The 22,846-nt window shown below is 64.4% G+C and carries 29 protein-coding genes; 17 read left to right on the forward strand and 12 right to left on the reverse strand.

Features of this window, described 5'->3' with window-relative positions:
- The first annotated feature begins 34 nt into the window (after positions 1-34).
- Both MUB52_RS13385 and MUB52_RS13390 read left to right on the forward strand, forming a co-directional pair.
- Entirely contained in the window at positions 35-715 is a 681-nt protein-coding gene (locus tag MUB52_RS13385; RefSeq protein WP_263844730.1) for an orotate phosphoribosyltransferase, read from the forward strand.
- Positions 716-871: 156 nt separating this feature from the next.
- Positions 872-2,359, forward strand: coding sequence for a replicative DNA helicase (locus MUB52_RS13390; RefSeq protein WP_263844731.1), 1,488 nt, complete (start codon positions 872-874; stop codon positions 2,357-2,359).
- A 284-nt stretch (positions 2,360-2,643) separates the two neighbouring features.
- Here the strand turns inward: MUB52_RS13390 and MUB52_RS13395 are convergent, their stop codons facing one another.
- From MUB52_RS13395 to pufB, 3 genes are all read right to left on the reverse strand, one after another.
- Entirely contained in the window at positions 2,644-4,068 is a 1,425-nt protein-coding gene (locus MUB52_RS13395; RefSeq protein WP_318527431.1) for a PucC family protein, read from the reverse strand.
- A gap of 95 nt (positions 4,069-4,163) precedes the next feature.
- Positions 4,164-4,514, reverse strand: coding sequence for a light-harvesting protein (locus MUB52_RS13400; RefSeq protein WP_263844732.1), 351 nt, complete (start codon positions 4,512-4,514; stop codon positions 4,164-4,166).
- 12 nt (positions 4,515-4,526) lie between these two features.
- Complete coding sequence (gene pufB, locus MUB52_RS13405; RefSeq protein WP_263844733.1) at positions 4,527-4,682, reverse strand: light-harvesting antenna LH1, beta subunit; 156 nt, start codon at positions 4,680-4,682, stop codon at positions 4,527-4,529.
- Between the two features lie 315 nt (positions 4,683-4,997).
- Here pufB and MUB52_RS13410 point away from each other — a divergent pair, with 315 nt between their 5' ends.
- The 5 genes from MUB52_RS13410 to MUB52_RS13430 all read left to right on the forward strand — a co-directional run bounded on the left by MUB52_RS13410 (position 4,998) and on the right by MUB52_RS13430 (position 9,487).
- Positions 4,998-5,786 (forward strand): DUF1194 domain-containing protein, encoded by a 789-nt coding sequence (locus MUB52_RS13410; RefSeq protein WP_263844734.1) that lies wholly within the window; start codon positions 4,998-5,000, stop codon positions 5,784-5,786.
- A 71-nt stretch (positions 5,787-5,857) separates the two neighbouring features.
- Positions 5,858-6,889, forward strand: a complete 1,032-nt coding sequence (alr, locus tag MUB52_RS13415) for an alanine racemase (protein WP_263844735.1) — start codon at positions 5,858-5,860, stop codon at positions 6,887-6,889.
- Complete coding sequence (locus tag MUB52_RS13420) at positions 6,889-7,662, forward strand: MlaE family ABC transporter permease (protein ID WP_263844736.1); 774 nt, start codon at positions 6,889-6,891, stop codon at positions 7,660-7,662. Before alr ends, MUB52_RS13420 begins: the two co-directional genes overlap by 1 nt.
- On the forward strand, positions 7,659-8,405 hold the full coding sequence (locus MUB52_RS13425; protein WP_263844737.1) for an ABC transporter ATP-binding protein: 747 nt from the start codon (positions 7,659-7,661) through the stop codon (positions 8,403-8,405). Before MUB52_RS13420 ends, MUB52_RS13425 begins: the two co-directional genes overlap by 4 nt.
- A 305-nt stretch (positions 8,406-8,710) precedes the next feature.
- Positions 8,711-9,487 (forward strand): nucleotide exchange factor GrpE, encoded by a 777-nt coding sequence (locus MUB52_RS13430; protein WP_263844738.1) that lies wholly within the window; start codon positions 8,711-8,713, stop codon positions 9,485-9,487.
- A 93-nt stretch (positions 9,488-9,580) separates the two neighbouring features.
- On the opposite strand, the gene MUB52_RS13435 is transcribed toward MUB52_RS13430, so the two are convergent.
- Both MUB52_RS13435 and MUB52_RS13440 read right to left on the reverse strand, forming a co-directional pair.
- Positions 9,581-9,763, reverse strand: a complete 183-nt coding sequence (locus MUB52_RS13435; RefSeq protein WP_263844739.1) for a hypothetical protein — start codon at positions 9,761-9,763, stop codon at positions 9,581-9,583.
- Between the two features lie 227 nt (positions 9,764-9,990).
- Positions 9,991-10,302: a cupin domain-containing protein gene (locus tag MUB52_RS13440; RefSeq protein WP_263844740.1), complete on the reverse strand. Its 312-nt coding sequence runs from the start codon at positions 10,300-10,302 to the stop codon at positions 9,991-9,993.
- 257 nt (positions 10,303-10,559) lie between these two features.
- Here MUB52_RS13440 and radA point away from each other — a divergent pair, with 257 nt between their 5' ends.
- The 8 genes from radA (at position 10,560) to MUB52_RS13480 (ending at position 18,041) form a co-directional block, all read left to right on the forward strand.
- A complete protein-coding gene (radA, locus tag MUB52_RS13445; RefSeq protein ID WP_263844741.1) occupies positions 10,560-11,921 on the forward strand; it encodes a DNA repair protein RadA in 1,362 nt (453 codons plus the stop codon).
- Between the two features lie 28 nt (positions 11,922-11,949).
- Positions 11,950-12,504, forward strand: a complete 555-nt coding sequence (locus MUB52_RS13450) for a CvpA family protein (protein WP_263844742.1) — start codon at positions 11,950-11,952, stop codon at positions 12,502-12,504.
- A 155-nt stretch (positions 12,505-12,659) separates the two neighbouring features.
- A complete protein-coding gene (gene purF, locus MUB52_RS13455) occupies positions 12,660-14,141 on the forward strand; it encodes an amidophosphoribosyltransferase (RefSeq protein ID WP_263844831.1) in 1,482 nt (493 codons plus the stop codon).
- A 46-nt stretch (positions 14,142-14,187) separates the two neighbouring features.
- The gene (locus tag MUB52_RS13460) at positions 14,188-14,592 is read left to right on the forward strand and encodes a DUF1801 domain-containing protein (RefSeq protein ID WP_263844743.1); all 405 of its coding nucleotides are present in this window, start codon (positions 14,188-14,190) and stop codon (positions 14,590-14,592) included.
- A gap of 31 nt (positions 14,593-14,623) precedes the next feature.
- On the forward strand, positions 14,624-15,274 hold the full coding sequence (locus MUB52_RS13465) for an SDR family NAD(P)-dependent oxidoreductase (RefSeq protein ID WP_263844744.1): 651 nt from the start codon (positions 14,624-14,626) through the stop codon (positions 15,272-15,274).
- 74 nt (positions 15,275-15,348) lie between these two features.
- Positions 15,349-16,134: a 5'/3'-nucleotidase SurE gene (surE, locus tag MUB52_RS13470; protein WP_263844745.1), complete on the forward strand. Its 786-nt coding sequence runs from the start codon at positions 15,349-15,351 to the stop codon at positions 16,132-16,134.
- Positions 16,131-16,775 (forward strand): protein-L-isoaspartate(D-aspartate) O-methyltransferase, encoded by a 645-nt coding sequence (locus MUB52_RS13475; RefSeq protein ID WP_263844746.1) that lies wholly within the window; start codon positions 16,131-16,133, stop codon positions 16,773-16,775. The genes surE and MUB52_RS13475 overlap by 4 nt, the downstream gene beginning before the upstream one ends.
- Before the next feature lie 72 nt (positions 16,776-16,847).
- Positions 16,848-18,041 carry a LysM peptidoglycan-binding domain-containing M23 family metallopeptidase gene (locus MUB52_RS13480; RefSeq protein ID WP_263844747.1) on the forward strand — a complete coding sequence of 398 codons (1,194 nt, stop codon included), beginning with the start codon at positions 16,848-16,850 and terminating at the stop codon, positions 18,039-18,041.
- Between the two features lie 9 nt (positions 18,042-18,050).
- Here the strand turns inward: MUB52_RS13480 and MUB52_RS13485 are convergent, their stop codons facing one another.
- From MUB52_RS13485 to tatA, 4 genes are read right to left on the reverse strand one after another with little or no spacing between them, the layout of a single operon-like run.
- Positions 18,051-18,896: an ATP-binding protein gene (locus tag MUB52_RS13485; protein WP_263844748.1), complete on the reverse strand. Its 846-nt coding sequence runs from the start codon at positions 18,894-18,896 to the stop codon at positions 18,051-18,053.
- Entirely contained in the window at positions 18,893-19,768 is an 876-nt protein-coding gene (tatC, locus tag MUB52_RS13490) for a twin-arginine translocase subunit TatC (protein ID WP_263844749.1), read from the reverse strand. Before tatC ends, MUB52_RS13485 begins: the two co-directional genes overlap by 4 nt.
- The gene (tatB, locus tag MUB52_RS13495) at positions 19,765-20,217 is read right to left on the reverse strand and encodes a Sec-independent protein translocase protein TatB (protein WP_263844750.1); all 453 of its coding nucleotides are present in this window, start codon (positions 20,215-20,217) and stop codon (positions 19,765-19,767) included. Before tatB ends, tatC begins: the two co-directional genes overlap by 4 nt.
- Positions 20,218-20,220: 3 nt before the next feature.
- Entirely contained in the window at positions 20,221-20,430 is a 210-nt protein-coding gene (tatA, locus tag MUB52_RS13500; RefSeq protein ID WP_263844751.1) for a twin-arginine translocase TatA/TatE family subunit, read from the reverse strand.
- A gap of 218 nt (positions 20,431-20,648) precedes the next feature.
- Here tatA and MUB52_RS13505 point away from each other — a divergent pair, with 218 nt between their 5' ends.
- Positions 20,649-20,978, forward strand: coding sequence for a hypothetical protein (locus tag MUB52_RS13505; RefSeq protein ID WP_263844752.1), 330 nt, complete (start codon positions 20,649-20,651; stop codon positions 20,976-20,978).
- Positions 20,965-21,630 (forward strand): helix-turn-helix transcriptional regulator, encoded by a 666-nt coding sequence (locus tag MUB52_RS13510; protein WP_263844753.1) that lies wholly within the window; start codon positions 20,965-20,967, stop codon positions 21,628-21,630. The genes MUB52_RS13505 and MUB52_RS13510 overlap by 14 nt, the downstream gene beginning before the upstream one ends.
- 146 nt (positions 21,631-21,776) lie before the next feature.
- On the opposite strand, the gene MUB52_RS13515 is transcribed toward MUB52_RS13510, so the two are convergent.
- The 3 genes from MUB52_RS13515 to MUB52_RS13525 all read right to left on the reverse strand — a co-directional run bounded on the left by MUB52_RS13515 (position 21,777) and on the right by MUB52_RS13525 (position 22,831).
- Complete coding sequence (locus MUB52_RS13515; protein WP_263844754.1) at positions 21,777-22,007, reverse strand: hypothetical protein; 231 nt, start codon at positions 22,005-22,007, stop codon at positions 21,777-21,779.
- A 121-nt stretch (positions 22,008-22,128) separates the two neighbouring features.
- A complete protein-coding gene (locus tag MUB52_RS13520) occupies positions 22,129-22,488 on the reverse strand; it encodes a Lin0512 family protein (protein ID WP_263844755.1) in 360 nt (119 codons plus the stop codon).
- Positions 22,481-22,831, reverse strand: coding sequence for a Lin0512 family protein (locus tag MUB52_RS13525; protein WP_263844756.1), 351 nt, complete (start codon positions 22,829-22,831; stop codon positions 22,481-22,483). Before MUB52_RS13525 ends, MUB52_RS13520 begins: the two co-directional genes overlap by 8 nt.
- Between the last annotated feature and the right edge of the window lie 15 nt (positions 22,832-22,846).

The raw sequence follows: 22,846 nt of genomic DNA on the forward strand, positions 1-22,846 counted from the left end.
GAGGCATCCGCCCTCTGCCACAAAGGACCCCGAGATGATCCCCAGCAGCTACCCCGACGCCAGTGAAATCGCCCGCCTCACCGCGCGCATGCTGCTGGAAATCAAGGCGGTGCATTTCAACGCGGCCCAGCCCTTCATCCTCGCCTCCGGCCTGCCCAGCCCGACCTATATCGATTGCCGCAAGCTCATCAGCTACCCGCGCATCCGCTCGACGCTCATGGACTTCCTCACCGTCACCGTCATGCGCAACGCGGGCTTCGAGGCCTTCGACAACATCGCAGGCGGCGAAACCGCGGGCATCCCCTTCGCCGCCATGGTGGCCGAGCGCCTCGGGCTGCCCATGACCTATGTGCGCAAGAAGCCCAAGGGCTACGGCCGCGGCGCCCGCATCGAAGGGGATATGTCCGAAGGCCAGCGCGTGCTGTTGGTCGAAGACCTCACCACCGACGGCGGCTCCAAGCTCAGCTTCGTCGATGCGATTCGCGAGACGGGGGCGACCTGCGGGCATACCGCGGTCATCTTCTATTACGGGATTTTCCCGGAAACCGAAAAGACCCTTGGCGATCATGGGGTTGCCCTGCACTCCTTGTGCACCTGGTGGGATGTGCTCGCCGAGGCCCGCGTCGAAGGCGCGTTCGACGCCACAACCCTCGCGGAAGTCGAGGCCTTCCTCAACGACCCACGCGCTTGGCAGGCCGCCCGAAAAAGCGACTGAGCGGCCACTCGATCCTGTATATTCGCGTGCAATCCACCACCACATAGGGTATGTTCTCAGGATAAAAACATATCCACACGTTATACCGTCTTATCCTGATTGCATGTCACAGAGCGGCGCAGGTAAGACCGGTGGCGGGTCAAGGTGGGCGCAGGCATGAACGAAATCACGGCATTCAATCCAACCGGCGTGGACGTGCAGGCGCCCGAGACGATGCCGCACTCCATCGAGGCCGAACAGCAGCTGCTCGGCGCGATCCTGACCAACAATGACGTCTACGATCGCGTGGCCTCTATCATCAATGCGCAACACTTTTATGACCCGGTGCATGCACGCATCTTCGAGATCGCGGCAGCGCGCATTGCCAAGAACAATCTCGCCTCGCCCGTCACCCTCAAGGCCTTCATGGAGGATGACGAGGGGCTGAAGGAGCTCGGTGGCCCCGCTTACCTCGCACGCCTCGCAGGGGCCGCGATCTCCGCCTTCGCCGTGCGCGACTACGCGCAGATGATCTATGATCTCTCGGTGCGGCGCGATCTCATTCAGCTCGGGCGCGAAATCTCCGACAAAGCTGCGAAAGTGGATGTGGCCTCCGAGCCGAAAGAGCAGATCGTCGAGGCCGAACAAGCGCTCTACAATCTCGCGGAACAGGGCAACACAGAAGGCGGATTTCAAAGCTTTCTCAAAGCGGTAACGGACGCTGTTAATGTCGCCAACGCCGCCTATCAGCGCGAGGGAGGGCTCGCGGGTGTCTCCACCGGGCTCATCGACATGGACAAGAAGCTCGGCGGGCTGCACCGGTCCGACCTGCTGATCCTCGCGGGCCGCCCGTCGATGGGTAAAACCTCGTTGGCCACCAATATCGCCTTCAACATCGCGAAGGCCTACAAGAAGGGCGTGCGCCACGATGGCACCGAAGGCGCCGTTCAGGGCGGTGTGGTGGGCTTTTTTTCTCTTGAGATGAGTGCCGAGCAGCTCGCCGCGCGGATCCTGTCAGAGGCAGCAGAAGTGCCCAGCGAACAGATCCGTCGCGGCGATATGACGGAAGGCGAGTTCCGGCGGTTTGTCGAAGCGGCCAAGGCGCTCGAGGCCTGCCCGCTCTACATCGACGACACCCCCTCGATCCCCATCGCCCAGCTCGCCGCCCGCGCACGACGGCTCAAGCGGACCCATGGGCTTGATTTGCTGATCGTCGATTACATCCAGCTTGCCCGCGGGACGTCTGACAACCGGGTGCAGGAAATTGGCGAGATCTCCATGGGGCTCAAAGCCATCGCCAAAGAGCTGGATATCCCGGTGATCGGCCTGTCGCAGCTCTCGCGGCAGGTCGAGAACCGTGAGGACAAACGCCCACAGCTCAGTGACCTGCGCGAATCCGGCTCCATCGAGCAGGATGCGGATGTGGTGATGTTCGTCTTCCGCGAGGAATACTACAAGGAGCGCGAAAAACCCGGCGATCACGACCTCGAAGCCATGGCGAAATGGCAGGAGGAGATGGAACGCCTGCACGGTCGCGCCGAGGTGATCATCGGTAAACAGCGCCATGGCCCCATCGGCACGGTGGATCTCAGCTTCGAAGGCCGCTTCACCCGTTTCGGCAACCTTGTGCAGCCTTGGCAGCAAGGCAGCGAGCGCGACTTCTAGAGCGCAATCACCAGCAGAAGCCGCTTCGGGCACGCAGATCTCAACTGTCCCGCCCGGTCGATAGACCGGGCACCGGTCGTCATAGTCGCGCCAACGGTCCGAGCGACACTGGCGACACCTCCCCTCCCGCCGGAAGGCGATGTAGAGGTCGTAAAGAGCATCACGCTGGCCGTGCTGGAGACCCCGCAAAAGGCACATCTGGTGCAGACGCCCTCCGGGTCGGGCATGCCCTCAGCACTTCACATGCCTGATTGTCTTACCAAAGAACGCCCTGCGCGCAGCGCTCAGGACGCCTCCACTGCGCGCCCGTCCGCGCCGGACCGCCGCGCCCGCGCGCTATCTCGCAGGATTGGCCAGGCCACGACAATCGCCAGCACCAGAAACAGCGTCTCGATCAGGAACACCGTATTGTAGGGCACCTGCGGCGCGTCGCCCACGGGCGTCAGGCCCACGACCAGATCACGCACGATGCCCGCTGTTGCAATCCCCAGGCCGGCCGCGGTCGCCTGAACAGCGCCCCAGGCACCCAGTGACAGGCCAATCCGCTCGGCCGGTGCTGCGCGGATCGCCGCGGTCAGGGTCGCGTGCCCAAAAAGCCCCGCGCCGAGGCCGGTTGCAAAGACACCTGCCAAGAAGGCCGGGACGCCCGCGCCAAAGGAAGACAGGATGATCGCTGCAAACCCCGGCAATCCAATGGCGGCCCCGATGATGGCATAGCGCGCTGGCGCACCGCCGCGCCCCAGCCCACACGCGGCGACCACAAATCCTCCCAACGTGCCCGCCGCCAGAAGGGCCGTCAGCTTCGTGGTGCTGGCGACCGACAGCCCAAGCACCTGCCCGCCGTAAGGCTCCATCAGCACATCGGCCATGCCGAAGCCGAAGGTTCCCAGACCGATCACCACCAGCAGCCGCAGCATTCCGTCCTGCGCCATCAGCTTGGTCCAGGCGTCGGCAAAGCGCACGCGCGGGGCGGCCTTCATGGCCTGCGCGCGCGTGCGGTTCCGCGCCTCCTGTTGCCAAAGTGCTGCGAGGTTGAGGGCGACGGTCACCACCGCAGCCCCTTGAATAACCTGAATGAGCCGCCCCGGCGTGTAGTCCTCGAGCAGCGCGCCGAAGACCAGCGCGCTGACCACCATGCCCAGCAGCAGCATGACATACATGAGCCCGACGACCTTGGGCTGGTCCTCCTCAGCCACAAGGTCCGTGGCCAGGGCCAGCCCCACGGTCTGCACCATATGCACACCTGCGCCGACCAGAAGGAATGACAGCGCCGCCGAGCTATAGCCGACCCAGCGCGGCGCATCCACGGCCTCACCGTATCCCGACAGCACCAAAAGCGCGAAGGGCATGATGGCAAAACCACCAAACTGGTAGAGCGTCCCTTTCCAGATGTATGGCGCGCGCCTGAGCCCCAGCGCAGAGACATGCACGTCTGATTTGAACCCGATGAGCGTGCGCAGCGGCGCAAACATCAGAGGCAGCGCCAGCATCACGGCCACCAGCGTCGCCGGAACAGCGAGCTCCACGATCATCACGCGGTTCAGCGTGCCCACGATGAGCACCAGCGCCATGCCGACGGTGACCTGAAAGAGAGACAGCCGAAGAAGGCGCCGCAACGGCACCTCCTCGGTTGCCACATCCGCAAAGGGCAGATAACGCGGCCCCAGAGCCGCCAGCCTGCGCATCGCAAAGGCGCGATAGTCCAACATATTTCTTCTCCGCCCCAGGCGACCCATCATCGGCCGCACGCACATCCAACGGCGAAAAATCAGACCCGCTGCATCAGATCAGCGGGCCCAAAGCGCTATTGCCTGAGGACGGTCGCGCCCCCGGTACTCGAGGCCGCATGCACCTCCGGCGGCTGTAGGATCGCCTTCACCGGCGTGCCATCCGACAGGATGATGGTTACCTCCTGCGTGCCATCTGCTGCTGGCGCCGCATAGGACACCTTCGCCGTATCGCCATCCTGCAGCATCGTGGCCGAGGCGGTTTCAGCGCCCGAGCCCAGCTCCTTGCCTGACAGGAAATCCGACACCCAGGTCGTATTGCTCAACACGGCCACATGCACCGCGAACGATCCGATCGCCACGGCACTCAGGAAGATCGGCACACCTACGGTCGGTTTCACGACCAGCCACATCTTTGCATTGTTCATGTCGTCTCTCCCTTATCCAAGCCAGGGGGTCGAAAACGCGACCAGGATATGAGCCAGAAGCGCAATCAGGCCGAAGACGCGTGTTCCGTCGATGAGGTAACTATGGACCTCCTCAGCCTCCTCCAGGGTCAGCCCCGTAGGCCAAACCTTGTCTTCTCCGTCCGCCATAATGGGTCCTCCGTTTTGCGTACGTAATACTGGCCAGACCCAAGCTCTGCCTGACCCACTCCAAAACGCGCACCGTAGCGTCAACTGTGTCACATGATATTGACATCTACAAGTGTAAAGTTAGCTTGACACAGCTTGGAGACCGAAATGTGATCAGAGGCTGGGCAAGCCAGTCAAAGATGTGGCGCTGAACGCTGCGCTCGAAAACAGTCGGACGCAGCCTGGAACCGGCGCGCGAGGACATACGACGCCGCCAGAGACCGCGTGAAACAATTGTGATTGGACAGCCTTCGCGAAGTCTGGCGCTATGGGGTCATGCGTCTCCTTTTCGCTTTTCTGCTGCTCTGGCCGACCCTGCTTCGGGCGGATGATCTTGAGGTCGATGTCGAGCTCTTCCTTGCTGTCGATGTCTCGCGCTCCATGTCCCCGGCGGAGTTGGAGATACAGCGCCGCGGCTATGCCGAGGCCATCACCAGCCCGCAGGTGCTCGACGCGATCGCGAACGGCCTTCTGGGTCGCATCGCGGTGACGTACGTGGAATGGGCGGGGGAGTACTCGCAGCGGGTCATCGTGCCCTGGACCCTGCTGAGTACCGAGGAAGAGGCCAAAGCGATCGCACATCAGATCACCGCGCGCTTTGATGCGGGGCTGCGCCGCACGTCGATCTCGGGCGCGCTGCTCTATGCGGCGGGCGATTTCGAGGACAACGGCTTTCACGGCCTGCGGCGGGTGATCGATGTTTCTGGCGACGGGCCGAACAACCAGGGCCGTCCGGTCACCGGTGCCCGCGATGCCGCCCTCGAAGCGGGGTTCATCATCAACGGCCTGCCGCTGATGACCACCGATGCGTTGAGCGAGATCTGGGGCATTCCCGATCTCGACATCTACTACAAGAATTGCGTGATCGGCGGGCCCGGCGCCTTCGTGATCCCGGTGCTCGACTGGGACCAGTTCGCGGGTGCGGTCAAGCGCAAGCTGGTGCTGGAAATCGCAGGGCAGCCTGCACGCGTCCAACCGGCGCAATACAGCCCCCCGCCCGCCTATGATTGCCTGATCGGCGAAAAGATGTGGGAGCAGAACCGGGCCTACTTCGACATTCCATGATCGCTGCGCAAGCCCCTGCCCGGTGGCCAATTTCCACTTGACCCTCGGCTGATCCCTGTCAAAACGCGACAATGGCAACCGCGATCCTTTCCATCGACATGACCGCGCTGGTGGAGAACTGGCACAGCCTGAACACGATGGCGCAGGCGGAAACGGGTGCGGTCGTCAAGGCCGACGCCTATGGGCTTGGGCTGGCCAAGGTCGCCCCGGCGCTGGCCCGCGCGGGCGCCCGCAGCTTCTTTGTCGCCATGGCCGAAGAAGGCGCCGAGCTGCGCAAGATCCTGGGTGAGGGCCCGCAGATCAACGTCTTTTCCGGTCACATGCCCGGCGACACCGCGCTGATCCGGGAGGCACAGCTCACACCGATGCTGAACTCCGTCGACCAGATGCTGGTGCATGTGGAATCGCTGCCCGGCCACCCCTTCGGTCTGCAGCTGGACACCGGAATGAACCGGCTCGGCATGGAGGATGCGGAGTGGCGCGCGCTGCGCGACCTGGCCCTCGATCAGAGCCCGACACTGGTGATGTCGCATCTCGCCTGCGCCGATGAGGCCGATCACGAGATGAACGCGCGCCAGCTTCAGACCTTCCGCGAGATGACCGAGGGCATCGACGTGCCCCGCTCGCTGGCCGCCACGGGCGGCATCCTGCTCGGGTCCGATTATCACTTCGACATGGTGCGCCCCGGCATCGGGCTTTACGGCGGCCTGCCCTTCGTCGATGCGCGCCCGGTGGTGGAGCTGCATATCCCGGTGATCCAGATCCGCGATGTCGCGGTGGGTGAAACGGTTGGCTATGGCAACACCTGGGTCGCCCGCAGCCCCTCGCGCATCGCCACGATTTCGGCCGGCTACGCCGACGGGGTCATCCGCGGCATGGGTCCGAAAGCACAGCTGCATACCGGCGCCTCCGCGGTGCCGGTCGTCGGGCGGATCTCGATGGACATGATCGGCGTCGACGTGACCGGGCTCGCCGAGGAGCCGGAGACGCTCGAGCTCATCGGCAGCCATCAATCGGTGGACACGGTCGCCGGGTTTGCCGATACCATCGGCTATGAAATCCTGACCTCGCTTGGAGGGCGCTACAAGCGCATCTACGTCTGATGAAACCGTTCGCCCTCCTTGGCCGCGCCGTGCTGGCCGCCTTGGCCATGATCGGCCGCATCGCGCTCTTTGCCGTGGATGCGGTCAGCCACATGCTGCGCCCGCCGTTCTATGGCCGGGAGTTTCTGTCCGCGCTGATGAACATCGGCTGGCTGTCGCTGCCGGTGGTGGGCCTGACCGCCGTCTTCACCGGCGGTGCGCTCGCCTTGCAGATCTACGCAGGCGGCTCGCGGTTCAACGCCGAAGCGGTGGTGCCGCAGATCGTCGCCGTGGGCGTGGTGCGCGAGCTGGGCCCGGTGATGGTCGGGCTGATGATCGCCGCCCGCGTCACCTCCTCGATCGCCGCCGAGATCGGCACCATGAAAGTGACCGAGCAGATCGACGCGCTGGTCACCCTCTCCACCCACCCGATGAAATACCTCACCGTGCCGCGCGTGCTCGCGGGCCTGATCGTGGTGCCCGGCCTTGTGGCTGTGGGCGACATCATCGGCGTTTTCGGCGGTTATGCGGTGGCCACCGGCACGCTGGGGTTCAACCCGGCGGCCTACATCCGCAACACCGTCGACTTCCTCGAACCGCTCGACGTGATCTCCTCGCTGACCAAGGGGGCCTTCTTCGGCTTCGCCGCAACCCTGATGGGCTGCTACCACGGTATGCATTCGGGCCGCGGCGCGATGGGCGTGGGCCGTGCGACAAAAACCGCCGTCGAAGGGGCCGCGGTGCTCATCCTCGCCGCGAATTTCGTCCTCACCGGAGTGTTCTTCACCCTATGATCGAGATGAAAGACATCCGCAAATCCTTCGGATCGAACCACGTGCTGCGGGGCCTCAACCTCTCGATCCCCAAGGGGACGTCGATGGTGATCATCGGCGGATCGGGCACGGGCAAATCCATCGCGCTGAAATGTATCCTCGGGCTTGTGCATCAGGACAGCGGCACCATCACCGTCGACGGCAAGGACGCGAGCAAAGGCGACCGCGACGCCTTCCTTGCCCGCTTCGGGATGCTCTTCCAGGGCGGCGCACTCTTTGACAGCCTGCCGGTCTGGCAGAACGTCGCATTCCGCCTGTTGCGCGGCTCGCTCAAGCGCCCGCACGAGGAGGCGCGCGCCATCGCCATCGAAAAGCTCCGCCGCGTGGGGCTGAAAGAGGATGTCGCCGACCGCTTGCCGGCTGAGCTCTCGGGCGGCATGCAAAAGCGGGTTGGCCTCGCCCGCGCTATCGCCGCGGAACCCGAGATCATCTTCTTCGACGAGCCCACCACCGGGCTCGACCCCATTATGTCGGGCGTGATCAACGAACTCATTCGCGAGATCGTGGTGGAAATGGGGGCGACGGCCATGACCATCACCCACGACATGACCTCGGTGCGCGCCATCGCCGACAACATCGCCATGCTGCACGAGGGCGTGATCCAGTGGACCGGCCCGGTGAGCGAAATGGACCAGAGCGGCAACCCTTACCTGGAGCAATTCATCCAAGGCAAGGCTGAAGGTCCTATCGAGGCGGTGCGTTAGATCACCCGGTGAATAGTGTCTGGCGCTGTGCAGCCTGTTGGCGTCAGCGCTGCCGGGTCACCAAGTGTTCGGAGTCGTACTCCGTTTTCGCCGCGTGACTCCCGGAAAATTCGAAACGATTCCCGCCAGGAAGTCGCGCTGTTGACGCTAGGGAAACAGTCCTCGCCTCAAAGTGGCAAGATTCACTAAGAATTGGTTTCTTCTAAAATTTTTCGATGTTTTATGATACCTTGCTATCGCTTACCGGGCAGCTTTCGAGCGGTCAGGTGGCGCTGGTGTTAACGATGATGCGGAAGAGTTGATCCATGCAGACGATGCGACCGACCCTCGTTGCGACCCGGACCGCCCTGCAAGGCGCGGCCCTCACGCTGATCTGTCTTGCCACGCTGGCTGCAACGACCCTGAGTGGGCTTGCGGCGGTGGGTGTCGTGCCCTGGCTCGAACTGCCCTTGATGATCAATGAAACCGCGGTGCCCGACGGCGGGCTCTACCTGCAATTGGCACTGACCGGCCTGCTGCTCTGCCTCTGCGTCTTTTTGCCGACGAACCGCCGCGTCATGCAGCTCGAAAGCGCGCATCACAGCTTCTCGATGCGCATGGAGGATGTCGCGCGTGCCTACGCCACCGTACATGCCGCTGACCGTGCCGGAGCGTTTCAGGCCCCCTCCGAGTTCGACGCTGTGAAGGAGCGCATCACCCATCTGCGCAACCACCCCGACCTCGGCGGGCTGGAGCCCGACATCCTGGAAGTGGCCGCCCAAATGAGCCGGATCAGCGAAGATCTGGCGCAAACCTACTCCGACGAGCGGATGGAGCGCGCCTATGACTTCCTGCGCCAGCGCCAGCAGGAAATCGACAGCTTTCAGGAGCGTCTCGACCACGCCAAGGCGCTGCACGACGACATACGCCAATGGGCCAATCGGCTCGAAGTCGATGAGGATATCGCACGCGCCCAGCTCAATCGCATGGCCGCCGATCTGAACGAACTGTTGCCAGAGCTGGACCTCTCCAGCAGCCGGTCGACCAACAGCCCCACCGCGCCTGACCGCGTTGTGCGCTTGTCGAACGTCGCTGCCGAATAGGCGCGGCGCGGCGGCACCGACGCACCCTCACCCACGGGTCGGGCGCTGCCAGCATCACCAGCCGCCACTGGCGTGGAATTTCAGACGGGCGTCCTAGCTCTGGTTGGCGCCGCGCAGCTGGCGGATGCTTCCCCGAATGGTGCGCCAACGCTGCGCTTCGTCATGATTCCCAGCCTCTTTGGAGGTGCGCTCCCGTTGCGCCGCCTCGAGCTCGGCCTTGTCTCCATGCGCGTGGTACAGTGCACGCGCGATTTCCGCTGTCTTGATCACGTTCATTGATGGTGTCCTCCGCATGTGCAGCACGGTACGCGTCGGAATGTTTTGGTCGCACCGCGCCGGTGACTGACGTCCTGCCCTGTGAGCTTTGCCGCAGCCCGCCTCCTCCCGGGGGTTGCGTTGCAACCAGAGGCAGAATTCACGTGGCAGCGTCGCCTCTGAGTATACATCGTCCGGTGCCGCGAATCAAACCAGCCGCCCGGTCTCGGCCAAGCACTGCCGGCGGGTCAGGTGCTCTCGTCATCCATCGGAGAGGAGGGGGCGGTCACCTCCTGCCGGTCTCTAGACGTTGGCGGGCTGGAGATCACGAGAAAGCGCACCGGGTCCCTGCCAGGGTTGCGCGCCTGATGCGGCGCACCCGGCGGCACCTCAAGCGCCTGCTCGGCGCCGATCTCGAAGACCGTCCCTGCCAATTCCATCTCCAGCAGACCGCTCAGGACAAAAAACAGCTGTCGCGCGCGGGCGTGCCGGTGACGCTGCTCTGCCGTTCCGGGGGGCATCTCCTCAAGCTTGACGGAGAGCTCTGGCCCTTCTGTCAAAGGCCATGCTGTGCAGCCCGCCCCCCAGGAAACCGGCGCCACGGAGCGTATATCCACGATTGCCATATCGACGCACCCATGTGGCCGGAAACAACTTTCGCGACGATGCAGGAACGGCCAAACCCCGGCATTTCGATCCAAATGATTTCAACGCGATACCATTGCCTCGCCAGGATGTCAGTGCAAGCGGTCGAATATCAGTCGGCACGGCGGAGAAAAGGGGTTGAGCGCATCTGCCCGCTGGGTCAAAACGAGGCATGGCAAAATCCCCGTCGTTCTCCTGCTCCGCCTGCGGCAATGTCACGTCAAAATGGGCCGGGCGCTGCGAGGCCTGCGGCGAGTGGAACACCATCTCCGAAGACGCTGGCATCTCGACCGGGCCCGCCAAATCGCTCGGCGCCAGGCGCGGCGCGGCCATCGTTCTGACCGACCTCGCGACCGAAGAGCCGCCACCGCCGCGCACGACCTCGGGCATTGCGGAGCTTGACCGCGTGCTCGGCGGCGGCCTTGTGCCCGCCTCGGCCATCCTCGTGGGCGGCGATCCGGGGATAGGCAAGTCGACCATCCTTTTGCAAGCCGCATCAGCTTTCGCCCGCAGTGGTCTGAAAACTATATATGTTTCCGGCGAAGAAGCCTCGGCGCAGGTGCGTATGCGCGCCCAGCGTCTTGGCCTTGCGGACGCGCCGGTCAAGCTCGCCGCCGAGACCAACCTGCGCGATATTCTGACCACGCTCGAAGCCGAGAAGCCGCAGCTGGCGATCGTGGACTCAATCCAGACCATGTGGGCCGACAATGTCGAGAGCGCCCCCGGCTCGGTGAGCCAGGTCCGCGCGGCCGCCCATGAGCTGACGAATTTTGCCAAACGCAAGGGCATCAGCGTGATCCTCGTGGGTCATGTCACCAAGGAGGGCCAGATCGCCGGCCCCCGTGTCGTTGAGCATATGGTCGACACGGTGCTCTACTTCGAGGGTGAGCGGGGGCATCACTTCCGCATCCTCCGCGCCGTCAAGAACCGCTTCGGACCCGCCGACGAGATCGGTGTTTTCGAAATGACTGGCAAAGGGTTGGCGGAGGTTCTTAATCCGTCTGCACTGTTCCTGAGCGAACGCGGCGAGCCGTCGCCCGGCTCCGTTGTCTTCGCTGGTGTCGAAGGCACGCGGCCGGTTCTCGTTGAGTTCCAGGCCCTCGTCGCTCCCTCGCCGCACGCCCAGGCGCGCCGCACCGTCGTCGGCTGGGACGGCGGGCGGCTCGCGATGATCCTCGCAGTGCTGGAAGCACGCTGTGGCATCCCCTTCGCGGGGCTCGACGTCTACCTCAACGTGGCCGGCGGCATGAAGGTGACCGAACCCGCTGCCGACCTGGCCGTTGCCGCCGCGCTCCTCTCGGCACGGGAGGACGCAGCCTTGCCGGCCGATACGGTGGTTTTCGGCGAAATCAGCCTCTCCGGCGCGCTCAGACCCGCCAGCCAGACGGAAAACAGGTTGAAAGAGGCGCAAAAACTTGGTTTCACCGCTGCCATCGCTCCTGCGGGAGGCAAACCACTCGGCGCACACGGCCTGAGCCTGACAACCATGGGCGATCTGACCGGCTTCGTGGGCGACGTGTTCGGGGCCGGCTGAGCGCAGAAAACAAAGGCGTTGAGGGACTATGGAAGGCTTTACCATCATCGACGGCGTGGTCGCGCTTGTCATCGTTGTCTCGGCGCTGCTGGCCTACGGGCGCGGGTTCGTGCGCGAGATCATGGCCATCGTCGGGTGGATCGCTGCGGCGATCCTGGGCTTTCTCTTCGCGCCGCAGGTCGAACCGTTGGTGCGCGAGATCCCGGTGGTGGGCGAGTTCATCGCCGACAGCTGCGAGCTGTCGATCATCGGCGCCTTCGCCCTCGTCTTCGCCGTGGCCCTCATCGTGGTGTCGCTTTTCACGCCGCTCTTTGCCTCGGTGGTCCAGCGCTCGGCCCTCGGGGCCATCGACCAGGGCTTCGGCTTCGTCTTCGGCGTCGCACGGGGCATCCTGCTCGTCGCCATCGCCTTCTTCGTCTACGAAACCGTCGTGACGGGCGAAAGCTATACCGTGGTCGATGAGAGCCGCTCGGCCGTGGTGTTCGGTCAGGTCTCGGACCGCATCGAGAACTCGGAGCCCGAGCAGGCGCTTGGCTGGGTCACCCAGCAATATGAAACGCTCGTCGGCAACTGCGGCGCCTGATCTTTCGGCAGTTCCCGCACCGCGTGTCGGGACCGTGGCTTCGAGGCGACAATCGGGCCTTGCCTCGTGATAGTTTCGTGACAGGCCGGGTCGGACGCCCTACATACGAAGTGACACAACGAACCGGATTCGGAGCTGCCCCGTTGTCCAAGATCATGCCCCCCGCGCATCCTTTTGACACCTCCTGTCTCGATGATGTCGAGGATGGGGACAAACTCAAAGAGGAATGCGGCATCTTCGGCGTGATCGGTGTGAGCGACGCCTCGAGCTTCGTGGCCCTGGGGCTGCATGCGCTGCAGCACCGCGGACAGGAAGCGGGCGGCATCGTCAGCCACGATCCCGAACAGGGGTTCCAGTCCGCCCGCCGCTTCGGCTATGTGCGCGACAACTTCACCAGCCAGGCGGTCATGGAGACCCTGCCCGGCCCACTTGCCATCGGCCATGTACGCTATTCCACCGCCGGTTCGAAGGGGCAAACGGCGATCCGCGACGTGCAGCCCTTCTTCGGCGAATTCGCCATGGGGGGTGCCGCGATCGCGCATAACGGCAACATCACCAACGCCAATGCGCTGCGGCGCGAGTTGATCGAGCGCGGCTCGATCTTCCAAAGCTCTTCGGACAGCGAGTGCATCATCCACCTGATGGCCCGGTCGCTGCAACGCAACATCCCCGAACGCATGGAAGACGCGCTGCGCCGGGTCGAGGGCGCCTTTTCCGTGGTGGCCATGACCCGGACCAAGCTCATCGGCGTCCGCGATCCGCTGGGCGTCCGGCCGCTTGTTCTGGGCAAGGTCGGCGATGGCTGGGCGCTCAGCTCCGAGACCTGCGCGCTCGACATCATCGGCGCCGAGTTCATCCGCGAGATCAAACCGGGCGAGATGGTGGTAATCACGAAGGACGGCGTCGACAGCCAGTTCCCCTTCCGACCGCAAAAGCCCCGGTTCTGCATCTTCGAGCATGTCTATTTCAGCCGCCCGGACAGCATCCTGGGCGGTCGCTCCGTTTATGAAACGCGCGAGGCGATTGGTCGCGAGTTGGCCAAGGAAGCGCCCGTCGAGGCTGATCTCGTCTGCCCGGTGCCCGACAGCGGCACCCCGGCCGCCATCGGGTATTCCCTCGAATCCGGCATTCCATACGCCATGGGCATCATCCGCAACCAATATATGGGCCGCACCTTCATCGAACCCACCGAGCAGATCCGCAACATGGGGGTGCGTCTCAAGCTCAACGTGAACCGCGCGCTGATCGAAGGCAAACGCGTGATCCTCGTGGATGACAGCGTGGTGCGCGGCACCACCAGCCGCAAGATCAAGGAGATGATCCTTGATGCCGGTGCCAAGGAGGTGCACTTCCGCATCGCCTCCCCGCCCACCGCCTGGCCGTGTTTTTATGGTGTGGACACACCGCAACGTGAAAAGCTGCTGGCTGCGACCATGTCGGAAGAAGAGATGCGCGATCATCTTCAGGTCGACAGCCTGCGCTTCATCTCGCTCGACGGGCTCTATCGTGCCGTGGGCGAAGTCGAGGGGCGCAACAACGCGCAGCCGCAGTATTGCGATGCGTGTTTCTCCGGCGAATACCCGGTGGAGCCTGCGGATCAGATCGAAAGCGGCTTCGAGATGAAGGCGGCAGAGTAGCCGCCTCGTGCCGAAACCTGTCAGCAGAGTGCGCCAGACTGACAGCATGCCGCCCCTGCCCGACGACGTCCATTCCTGCACCCTGCGCTGGCCGGCCCCGGCGCGGGCCCACTTCGACGCCCTGCGCGAGATCGTCTATCGTGTGGCAGATCGCGCGGGGGTCGGCGCCTTGACCGAAACGCTGAAATGGGGCCATCCCGCCTGGCTGCCCGCGCGGCCTCGCATCGGCTCCACCCTGCGGTGTGACTGGCATGAGACCATGCCAGATCGACTGAGCCTCTACGTGCACTGCCAGACCACCCTTGTCGAGACGATGCGAACGCTCTACCCGCGGGCCTTCACCTACGACGGCAGCCGCGCGCTCCACATGCCGCTCGCTCAGCCGATACCCGGCGATGCCGTCGACCACTGCGCCTTTCTGACGCTCACCTACCACCGCAAGACCGCTTGACGCCGCGCCCAATCGCGCTCATCACGCGCCCATGACACAGACCGCCCTCATCACCGGCGCCTCGCACGGCCTCGGCGCCGCCCTCGCCGAAGCGCTTGGCGAAACCCACCATATCATTGCCGTGGCCAAAACCACCGGCGCGCTGGAAGAGCTCGACGACCGCATCAAGGCCAAGGGCGGCAGCGCCACGCTGGCTCCAATGGACATCACCAAGCCCGAAGCCATGGCGACGCTCTGCCGCGGCATCTTCGACCGCTGGGGCCATCTCGATCTATGGCTGCACACCGCGGTCCATGCAGCCCCGCTGGCCCCGACCGATCACATCGATGCCAAGGATTTCTCCAAATCCATCGCCACCAACGTCACCGCCACGAGCACGCTGATCACCTATGTGGGTCCGCTTCTCGGTCAGGCCGGACAGGCCGTCTTCTTCGATCACCCCACCGCGGGCGAGAAGTTCTTCGGCAGCTACGGCGCCACCAAGGCGGCCCAAATCGCCCTGGCGCGCAGCTGGCAGGCCGAGACAGCCAAGACCGGTCCGACCATCCACATCATGACCCCGGACGCGATGCCGACGGCCACCCGCGCCCGGTTCCACCCCGGCGAGGACCGCGGCAGCCTCGCCGACCCGCATGGCCAGGCGGCCTGCATTCTCGCGGAGCTCGCCGCTTCTTCTGGCTAAAAATATCCCCGCCGGAGGCTCCCACCTTGCCGCCTGCACTGCCCTCGCCTATCAAGGCGCAAAGGGACCCACACATGCGTATTCTCATCACCAACGACGACGGCATCAACGCTCCCGGGCTCGAGGTTCTGCACGCCATAGCCGAAGACATCGCAGGGCCGAAAGGTGAGGTTTGGACCGTGGCGCCCGCCTTCGAACAATCGGGCGTCGGGCATTGCATCAGCTACACCCACCCGATGATGATCAGCGAATTCGGCCCGCGCCGCTTTGCCGCCGAAGGCTCACCGGCCGATTGCGTGCTCGCCGGCCTGCATGACGTGATGAAGGACGCGCCGCCCGATCTGGTGCTCTCCGGTGTGAACCGGGGCAACAATTCGGCGGAGAACACGCTCTACTCCGGCACCATAGGCGGGGCGATGGAGGCGGCTTTGCAGGGGCTGCCTGCCATAGCACTGTCGCAATACTACGGCCCCGCAAACGGGCGCGCCGACAACCCCTTCGACGCCGCGGCAGAGCATGGCGCCGATGTGGTGCGCCGCATCCTCGCCTCCACCCCGGAGGAAAACGGCGGCTACCGGCTCTTCTACAACGTGAATTTCCCACCCGTGCTGGCGCGCGATGTGAAGGGCATCCGCCTCTCCACCCAAGGCATGCGCCCCGGAACCGGCTTCTCGACCGAGCCACACACCTCGCCCTCGGGCCGCCGCTTCCTCTGGATCCGCGGCGGCAACCAGCAGATCGCAACGGCACCAGGATCGGATGCCGCCGACAACCTGGAAGGCTATGTCTCCGTGACGCCCATGCGGGCCGACCTGACAGCACATGAGATGATGGACCGGCTCACAGGCATTGCCACATGAGCGACGACGCGGAACGCAAGATGCAGTTCCTCTATGCGCTGCGCTCCAAGGGCGTGACCGACAGCCGCGTGCTCTCGGCGATGGAGGCGATCGACCGGGGCCCCTTCATTCGCGGTATCTTCTCGAACCGGGCCTACGAGGACATGCCGCTGCCCATCGCCTGCGGCCAGACCATCAGCCAGCCCTCGGTCGTGGGCTTGATGACCCAAGCCCTGCACATCAGCCCGCGCGACAAGGTGCTGGAGGTGGGTACGGGCTCGGGCTACCAGGCCGCGATCCTCAGCAGGCTCGCGCGGCGGGTCTATACCATCGACAGGCACAGCCGGCTGGTCCGCGAGGCGCGCGAGCTTTTCGATGAGTTAGGCCTCACCAACATCACAGCGATCACCGGCGACGGCAGCTTCGGCTACCCCGACCAGGCGCCCTTTGATCGCATCATCGTGACAGCGGCCGCCGAAGACCCGCCGGGCACGCTGATGGAGCAACTGAAGACCGGCGGCACCATGGTCGTTCCGGTCGGTCAATCGGATGCGGTGCAGCATTTGATCGTCGTGCGCAAGAAGCCCAGCGGCGTCGAATACGAGGAATTGCGGCAAGTCCGCTTCGTCCCGCTATTGGAAGGCTTGGGAAAGGACACATAAGCTGTTATAAAGGGGTTAACAAAGTGTTGGACAAAACCAATGCATGGCAGTGGCCCGATTGAGGACAAGCAGATGACCCCGATGATCTCGCGCACCCGCGCGCGCCTTTCGCTGACGACGGCAACCGCGATTGTGATGCTCGCGGGCTGTTCCGATCCGCTCGACTTCGACTTGCGCGGCGGGCTCGGTCAGTTCAGTACGGCCAGTGCTGCGACGGGCGTGGTCACCGCCGACCGCCCCCGGCCCGACGACCGCGGCGTGATTTCCTACCCCAACTATCAAGTGGCCGTGGCCGAGCGCGGCGACACCATCCAGAGCGTCGCCACCCGGCTCGGCGTCAGCGCGCCGGAGCTCGCCCGCTTCAACGGGATCGAAGCGGATGTACCGCTGCGCCAGGGCGAGGTCATCGCGCTGCCCAGCCGCGTGGCCGAGCCGTCGCCTGCCACGGGCGCCATCGCCACCGGCCCGATCCAGCCCAGCAATGTGGATATCGGCACGCTGGCGGGCGATGCGATCAACCGGTCGCCTCAGAGTGAGGGCGTGCGCACCGCGGCGCTGCCGCCCGCCACGGCTGCGGCCCCGCAGCCGCAGACCGGCGACGAGCCCACCCGCCACAAGGTCGAGCGCGGCGAGACGGCCTATACGATCGCGCGGCTTTACGACGTGCCGGTAAAGTCGTTGGCCGAGTGGAACGGTCTCGGCCCCGATTTCGCGATCCGCGAAGGTCAGTTCCTGCTGATCCCCGTTGCCAAGCAGGCCGCGCCCGCCCCGGCGGACGCGGTGACCCGGCCCGGTGCAGGCTCGCCCACGCCCACGCCGCCGAGCGCCGAAAAGCCGCTGCCCGAGACCGACCCCGCACCTGCCGTCGAGGCTCCGCCCCCCGTGGACGTGGGCGAACAGACACAAACCGCCTCGGACGCCCGGATGGTCTTCCCGGTCAGCGGTTCAATCATCCGCGAGTATGCCAAGGGCAAGAACGAGGGCATCAACATCAAGGCCGAGGACGGCGCCCCTGTGAAGGCTGCCGATGCAGGCACCGTCGCCGCGATCACCAAGAGCGCCGATGGCATTCCGATCATCGTGGTGCGCCACGACCCGGAACTGCTCACCGTCTATGCCAATGTCACCGATGTCTCGGTGGAGAAGGGCACACAGGTCACGCGGGGCCAGCCCATGGCGAAACTGCGCAGCGGCAACGATGCTTATGTGCATTTCGAGGTGCGCAAGGGCTTCGACAGCGTCGACCCGATGCCCTACCTGCAATAGGCGGCGGCCTCAGGCGCCCAGCGTCACGCCCTTGCGGCCCGCCAGATCGTTGACGTACTGCCAGGCGACCCGGCCCGAGCGCGCTCCGCGCGTGGCTTGCCATTCGATGGCTTCCGCGCGCAGGTCATCCTCGCCGATCTGGATGCCATAGGCATCGCAATAGCCGCGGATCATGGCGAGATACTGATCCTGGTCGCAGGGGTGGAACCCGAGCCACAGCCCGAAGCGGTCCGACAGCGAGACCTTCTCCTCCACGGCCTCGGAGGGGTTGATCGCGCTGCCACGTTCATTCTCGATCATGTCCCGCGGCATCAGGTGCCGCCGGTTCGACGTGGCATAAAGCACCACGTTTTCCGGCCGTCCCTCGATGCCCCCATCGAGTACCGCTTTCAGGCTCTTGTAATGCGCATCGTCATGACCGAAAGAGAGATCATCGCAGAACAGGATGAAGCGGTAGGGTGCGCCGCGCAGCAGGTTCAGCAGCCGCCCGACGGAGGGCAGATCTTCGCGCTGCAGCTCCACGATCCGCAAGGCTTCATGCTTTGCGTGAACATCTCCATGTATAGATTTGACAAGGCTTGATTTTCCCATTCCGCGCGCGCCCCAGAGGAGCGCGTTGTTCGCCGGCAATCCACGGGCAAACTGCTCGGTATTCGCAAGCAGTGTGTCGCGCGCCCGATCCACCCCGATCAACAGCGAGAGATCGACGCGTGCCACCTGCTGGACAGGCTCCAGCCGGTCCGGCTCCACATGCCAGACAAAGGCCGGCGCGGCGGAAAAATCGGGCGCGGCGAGCGGCGCGGGCGCCAGACGCTCCAGCGCCGCCGCGATGCGCTCCATCGGGTCGTGGGTCACTTGGTCCGCTCCTCCGCGAGGTCTTCCGCCTCTTCATCGTCCTCGAACCAGACACCTTCCGCGCGCAGCTTGGCTTCGCGTTTCTTCTCGACCCGTTTCACAAGAAAGATCGACACCTCATAGAGCCCATAGACCACCACGAAGAGAATGATCTGCGTGATCACGTCGGGCGGCGTCACAAGTGCCGCGAGCACCAGGATCGCAACCACCGCATATTTGCGCACATTGCCAAGCCCCTCGGCGCTCACCAGCCCCGCCTTGCCCATCAGGGTCAGCAGCACCGGCAGCTGGAAACACATGCCAAAGGCCACGATGAACTTGATCGTGAGGTTCAGATACTCCTGCGCCGAGCCCTGGAACACCACGCTCAAGCCAGGATTGGTCGCCGGATCGCCGACCACCGCCTCGCCGCCCTCGCCAAACTGCTGGAACCCAAGGAAAAAGTCATAGGCCAGTGGCGTGACGATGTAGAAGGCAAAGGACGCGCCAAGCAGGAACATCACCGGCGAGGCGACGAGGAACGGCAGGAACGCATTCTTTTCGTTCTTGTAGAGCCCCGGCGCCACGAAGCGCCACATCTGATGCGCGATCACCGGGAACGCCAGGATAAACCCGCCCAGCAACGAGACCTTGATCGCCACGAAGAAGCCTTCCTGCGGGCTGATGAAGATCAGGTCGCAGTCCTGCCCGCGGTCGGAGAGCACGGCGCAGAGCGGATCGGTCAGGAAGTTGAAGATCGGTGTCGCGACGGTAAAGCAGATCACCATGCCCACCAGAAACGCCAGCACCGAGCGGATGAGCCGCGTGCGCAGCTCGGCCAGATGCTCGATCAGCGGGGCGGCGCTGTCGTCGATATCGTCGGATGAGCTCATGTTTCACTCTTGGCAGGAGGCTCGGCATCGCGCACAGCTTCGAGCTCGGCGGCCTTGGCTTGCGCCTCTTGCGCCTCTTTCATCTTGCGGTCCGCTGCGGCACGGGCGGTCGCCGCCTGGATCTTCTTGGCGTTCTCAGCCCGTTCCGCGGCCAGCTTGCCGGTTTCGCTGTCCGGATCGAACTTGCCGAGATCGGCGGCCGCGTTTTTCACGCCGTCCATGGCGGAGTTGATCGGATTCGTCGCCGCCTTCAGCCCCTTGGCCACGTCCTTCACGCCCGCCTCGTCGGCGGCGTCGTTCATCGCGCGGCTGAACTCGCGCGCCATGCCCCTGGCCTTGCCCACGAACTGCCCCAGCGAGCGGAACAGCACCGGCAAATCCTTCGGGCCCACAACAATCAGCGCGACGATGCCGATGACCAGCATCTCCGTCCAGCCAATATCGAACATGCGCTAGACCTTGTCTTTTTCGGCCTCGGGGGTCACGTCCTTGGCTTCTTCGGACTTGGCGATTTCGTCCTGGCCTTCGCTGATGCCTTTCTTGAACGAGGTGATGCCCTTGCCCACTTCGCCCATCAGGCTGGAAATCTTGCCGCGTCCGAAGAGCACCAGCACAACGACCGCGATCAACAGAAGGCCAGGAAGGCCGATATTGTTCAACATGATACGTCTCCCATAAGGTCACGCGCCGCATCCGCAGCGCCGTCTGAGACAGCAATACGCAGCCAGCCCGAGTCACAGAAGCCTGAAACCGGTCCGACACCCGTGAATCTGGGACAAATGCACGGAAAATGAAGCCTCGCAAAACTCAACTGACAGGTTTATGTCAGTTGCAGAGTGCTAGACCGGGCCTGTCAAGAACACCAGCAAAGGACAGACATATGACCACGCCCACAGTCGCCGAGATCGTGACCTTCCGCTTGAAGGCGGGCAGCGATCCGCAAGCCTTCGCGGAGGCCGCAGAGGCGATGACTCCGTTCCTGCGCAGCACTGGGGCCATGATCTCGCGCACGCTCAGCGCCGATGCGGACGGTCTCTGGACCGAATTCATCACCTGGACCTCGCGCGACGCCGCGGAGGCGGCCGCGAAGGCGATATTCGACCGCCCCGAAGCCGGGCCTTTCATGGCAATGATCGACCAGACGGATATGTCCATGCGCCATGCAGAGATTTCGCTTTACCTGCCACCGGAGGATCATGCGCCGCACTGACCGCCTCTTTGACATCATCCAGATCCTGCGCGACGGCAAACTGCACCGCGCGCAGGACATTGCCGCGCGGCTGGAGGTCTCCACCCGCACGATCTACCGCGATATGGACACGCTGGTGGCCTCGGGCGTGCCGGTGCAGGGCGAACGCGGCGTGGGCTACATGATCACCGAGGCGATCAGCCTGCCGCCGCTGAACCTCACGGTGGCCGAACTGGAGGCGCTGAACCTCGGCATGGCCATCGTCGCCGAAGCCGCTGACCCCGATCTCAAGGCGGCCGCCCTCAGCCTTGCGGACAAGGTCGACGCGGTGCTGCCCACCCAGACCATCGCCGAGGCCGATCAATGGAAGTTCGCCGTCTACCCCTTTGCGGATGCGGCCCGCGGCTTTGCCCACATGCCCACGCTGCGGGCCGCGATCCGCGCCAAGCAGAAGCTGCGGCTGACCTATACGTCGAAGGAGGCGCGCATGACCACGCGCACGATCCGGCCGCTGCATATGGAGTATTGGGGCCGCATCTGGACGCTCACCGCCTGGTGTGAGCTGCGCGATGCGTTTCGCGTCTTTCGCGTCGATCTGATCGAGACCGCGGAGGCCCTGCCCGAGCTCTTCGTGGACGAACCGGGCAAGACGCTGGCCGACTATACGCCCTGATCGCAGAGGGTATGACGACGGCACGCGCCGTCAGCAGCGCGCCGCACGAATGCAGATTGGTTGAGAGGGGAGATTTGCTGTTTCGGTTCGGGCCGAAACAGCAGTGGGCTCCACCTTGGCGCGACAGTCTCCGCGCCAGGGCATCCTTAGCAGCCGGCGGCGTTGTTTCCGGCCAGACCGCCCGCGACGGCGCCACCCGCCATCAGGATGTCGCGACCTGTGCCGCCACCCAGCTGGCTGCCAACGGCCGCACCGGCCAGTGCACCGGCAACACCTGCACCGACGCACCCGACTTCTCTTTGTTGCTGCGGTGTGTTCGCGCAGGCGGTCAGCAGCGCGGTTGCGGCGACGGCCACTACAATACCAGATTTCTTCATATCACAATCCTTGTTACCTGTCCCATGAGATGACATGGGCTGCACCGGATGTACAACCAGACGGTGACGCACGCAAGACACGCCTGCGCGAGTCCGTAGGGCAACAGGCCAACGCCGGCTGTCAGGATCTGAGCCGCCAGCCGGTCTGGGGCGGCAGGAAAGCCTCGACGCTCGCCTGCGCAATCACGATGGGGTCGTCGGTGTCGGTGCCCACGTTCAACCCGCCCTTGACCACACGCACCTCGGCCCGCCCGCGCGGCAGCGTTGCGACCAGAGCGTCCACATCCACCGCCTCGGGCTCTTGCACACCCACGGTCACCTGCACGCGCATCGCCTCATGGGTCAGCCCCACAGCGCCAAAGATCGGCAGCGAGGAATGGCGGAACGCATCCTCGATCGCGCGTTTGGCGGCCTTGGTATAGTCCTGCCCGTGCAGGTCGTTGCCCATGCCCATCTCGATGATCAATCGCTGCTCAGTCACCGCCGCGCTCCATGTCGAAGCCCACGGTCAGCGCCACATTGGCCATGATGGTCGGGTTGCCCTCACCCTCGGGCCGCGCGATGTCGAGCCCGCCGTGATGCACCACGACCTCAGCATGGCCATAGGGAAAGACCTTCAAAACCTCCGTCACATCCACCTGGTCGGGCTGTTGCACGCCGATGTCGACGCGGATCTGCATGTCGGTTTTCTCGAAGCCGAAAAGCTCGGCCAGGTTGATCGAATTGTGCCAGAGCGCGTCCTTCACACCCCGCATCGCCGCCTGCGTATAGTCGCCCCGCCGCAGCGACGTGCCCATTCCGAACTCCACCAGCAATCGCGTCATAGCACTCCTCCTTGG

Origin of the sequence: Roseobacter sinensis (assembly GCF_025755255.1) — a bacterium.
Classification (GTDB): Bacteria; Pseudomonadota; Alphaproteobacteria; order Rhodobacterales; family Rhodobacteraceae; genus Roseobacter; species Roseobacter sinensis.

What these genes read in the sequence shown, in the direction of transcription:
- MUB52_RS13385 (WP_263844730.1), top strand. Translation starts at nt 35, where the DNA reads ATGATCCCCAGCAGCTACCCCGACGCCAGTGAAATCGCCCGCCTCACC.
- MUB52_RS13390 (WP_263844731.1), top strand. Translation starts at nt 872, where the DNA reads ATGAACGAAATCACGGCATTCAATCCAACCGGCGTGGACGTGCAGGCG.
- MUB52_RS13395 (WP_318527431.1), bottom strand. Translation starts at nt 4,068, where the DNA reads ATGTTGGACTATCGCGCCTTTGCGATGCGCAGGCTGGCGGCTCTGGGG.
- MUB52_RS13400 (WP_263844732.1), bottom strand. Translation starts at nt 4,514, where the DNA reads ATGAACAATGCAAAGATGTGGCTGGTCGTGAAACCGACCGTAGGTGTG.
- pufB (WP_263844733.1), bottom strand. Translation starts at nt 4,682, where the DNA reads ATGGCGGACGGAGAAGACAAGGTTTGGCCTACGGGGCTGACCCTGGAG.
- MUB52_RS13410 (WP_263844734.1), top strand. Translation starts at nt 4,998, where the DNA reads ATGCGTCTCCTTTTCGCTTTTCTGCTGCTCTGGCCGACCCTGCTTCGG.
- alr (WP_263844735.1), top strand. Translation starts at nt 5,858, where the DNA reads ATGGCAACCGCGATCCTTTCCATCGACATGACCGCGCTGGTGGAGAAC.
- MUB52_RS13420 (WP_263844736.1), top strand. Translation starts at nt 6,889, where the DNA reads ATGAAACCGTTCGCCCTCCTTGGCCGCGCCGTGCTGGCCGCCTTGGCC.
- MUB52_RS13425 (WP_263844737.1), top strand. Translation starts at nt 7,659, where the DNA reads ATGATCGAGATGAAAGACATCCGCAAATCCTTCGGATCGAACCACGTG.
- MUB52_RS13430 (WP_263844738.1), top strand. Translation starts at nt 8,711, where the DNA reads ATGCAGACGATGCGACCGACCCTCGTTGCGACCCGGACCGCCCTGCAA.
- MUB52_RS13435 (WP_263844739.1), bottom strand. Translation starts at nt 9,763, where the DNA reads ATGAACGTGATCAAGACAGCGGAAATCGCGCGTGCACTGTACCACGCG.
- radA (WP_263844741.1), top strand. Translation starts at nt 10,560, where the DNA reads ATGGCAAAATCCCCGTCGTTCTCCTGCTCCGCCTGCGGCAATGTCACG.
- MUB52_RS13450 (WP_263844742.1), top strand. Translation starts at nt 11,950, where the DNA reads ATGGAAGGCTTTACCATCATCGACGGCGTGGTCGCGCTTGTCATCGTT.
- purF (WP_263844831.1), top strand. Translation starts at nt 12,660, where the DNA reads ATGCCCCCCGCGCATCCTTTTGACACCTCCTGTCTCGATGATGTCGAG.
- MUB52_RS13460 (WP_263844743.1), top strand. Translation starts at nt 14,188, where the DNA reads ATGCCGCCCCTGCCCGACGACGTCCATTCCTGCACCCTGCGCTGGCCG.
- MUB52_RS13465 (WP_263844744.1), top strand. Translation starts at nt 14,624, where the DNA reads ATGACACAGACCGCCCTCATCACCGGCGCCTCGCACGGCCTCGGCGCC.
- surE (WP_263844745.1), top strand. Translation starts at nt 15,349, where the DNA reads ATGCGTATTCTCATCACCAACGACGACGGCATCAACGCTCCCGGGCTC.
- MUB52_RS13475 (WP_263844746.1), top strand. Translation starts at nt 16,131, where the DNA reads ATGAGCGACGACGCGGAACGCAAGATGCAGTTCCTCTATGCGCTGCGC.
- MUB52_RS13480 (WP_263844747.1), top strand. Translation starts at nt 16,848, where the DNA reads ATGACCCCGATGATCTCGCGCACCCGCGCGCGCCTTTCGCTGACGACG.
- tatC (WP_263844749.1), bottom strand. Translation starts at nt 19,768, where the DNA reads ATGAGCTCATCCGACGATATCGACGACAGCGCCGCCCCGCTGATCGAG.
- tatB (WP_263844750.1), bottom strand. Translation starts at nt 20,217, where the DNA reads ATGTTCGATATTGGCTGGACGGAGATGCTGGTCATCGGCATCGTCGCG.
- tatA (WP_263844751.1), bottom strand. Translation starts at nt 20,430, where the DNA reads ATGTTGAACAATATCGGCCTTCCTGGCCTTCTGTTGATCGCGGTCGTT.
- MUB52_RS13505 (WP_263844752.1), top strand. Translation starts at nt 20,649, where the DNA reads ATGACCACGCCCACAGTCGCCGAGATCGTGACCTTCCGCTTGAAGGCG.
- MUB52_RS13510 (WP_263844753.1), top strand. Translation starts at nt 20,965, where the DNA reads ATGCGCCGCACTGACCGCCTCTTTGACATCATCCAGATCCTGCGCGAC.
- MUB52_RS13515 (WP_263844754.1), bottom strand. Translation starts at nt 22,007, where the DNA reads ATGAAGAAATCTGGTATTGTAGTGGCCGTCGCCGCAACCGCGCTGCTG.
- MUB52_RS13525 (WP_263844756.1), bottom strand. Translation starts at nt 22,831, where the DNA reads ATGACGCGATTGCTGGTGGAGTTCGGAATGGGCACGTCGCTGCGGCGG.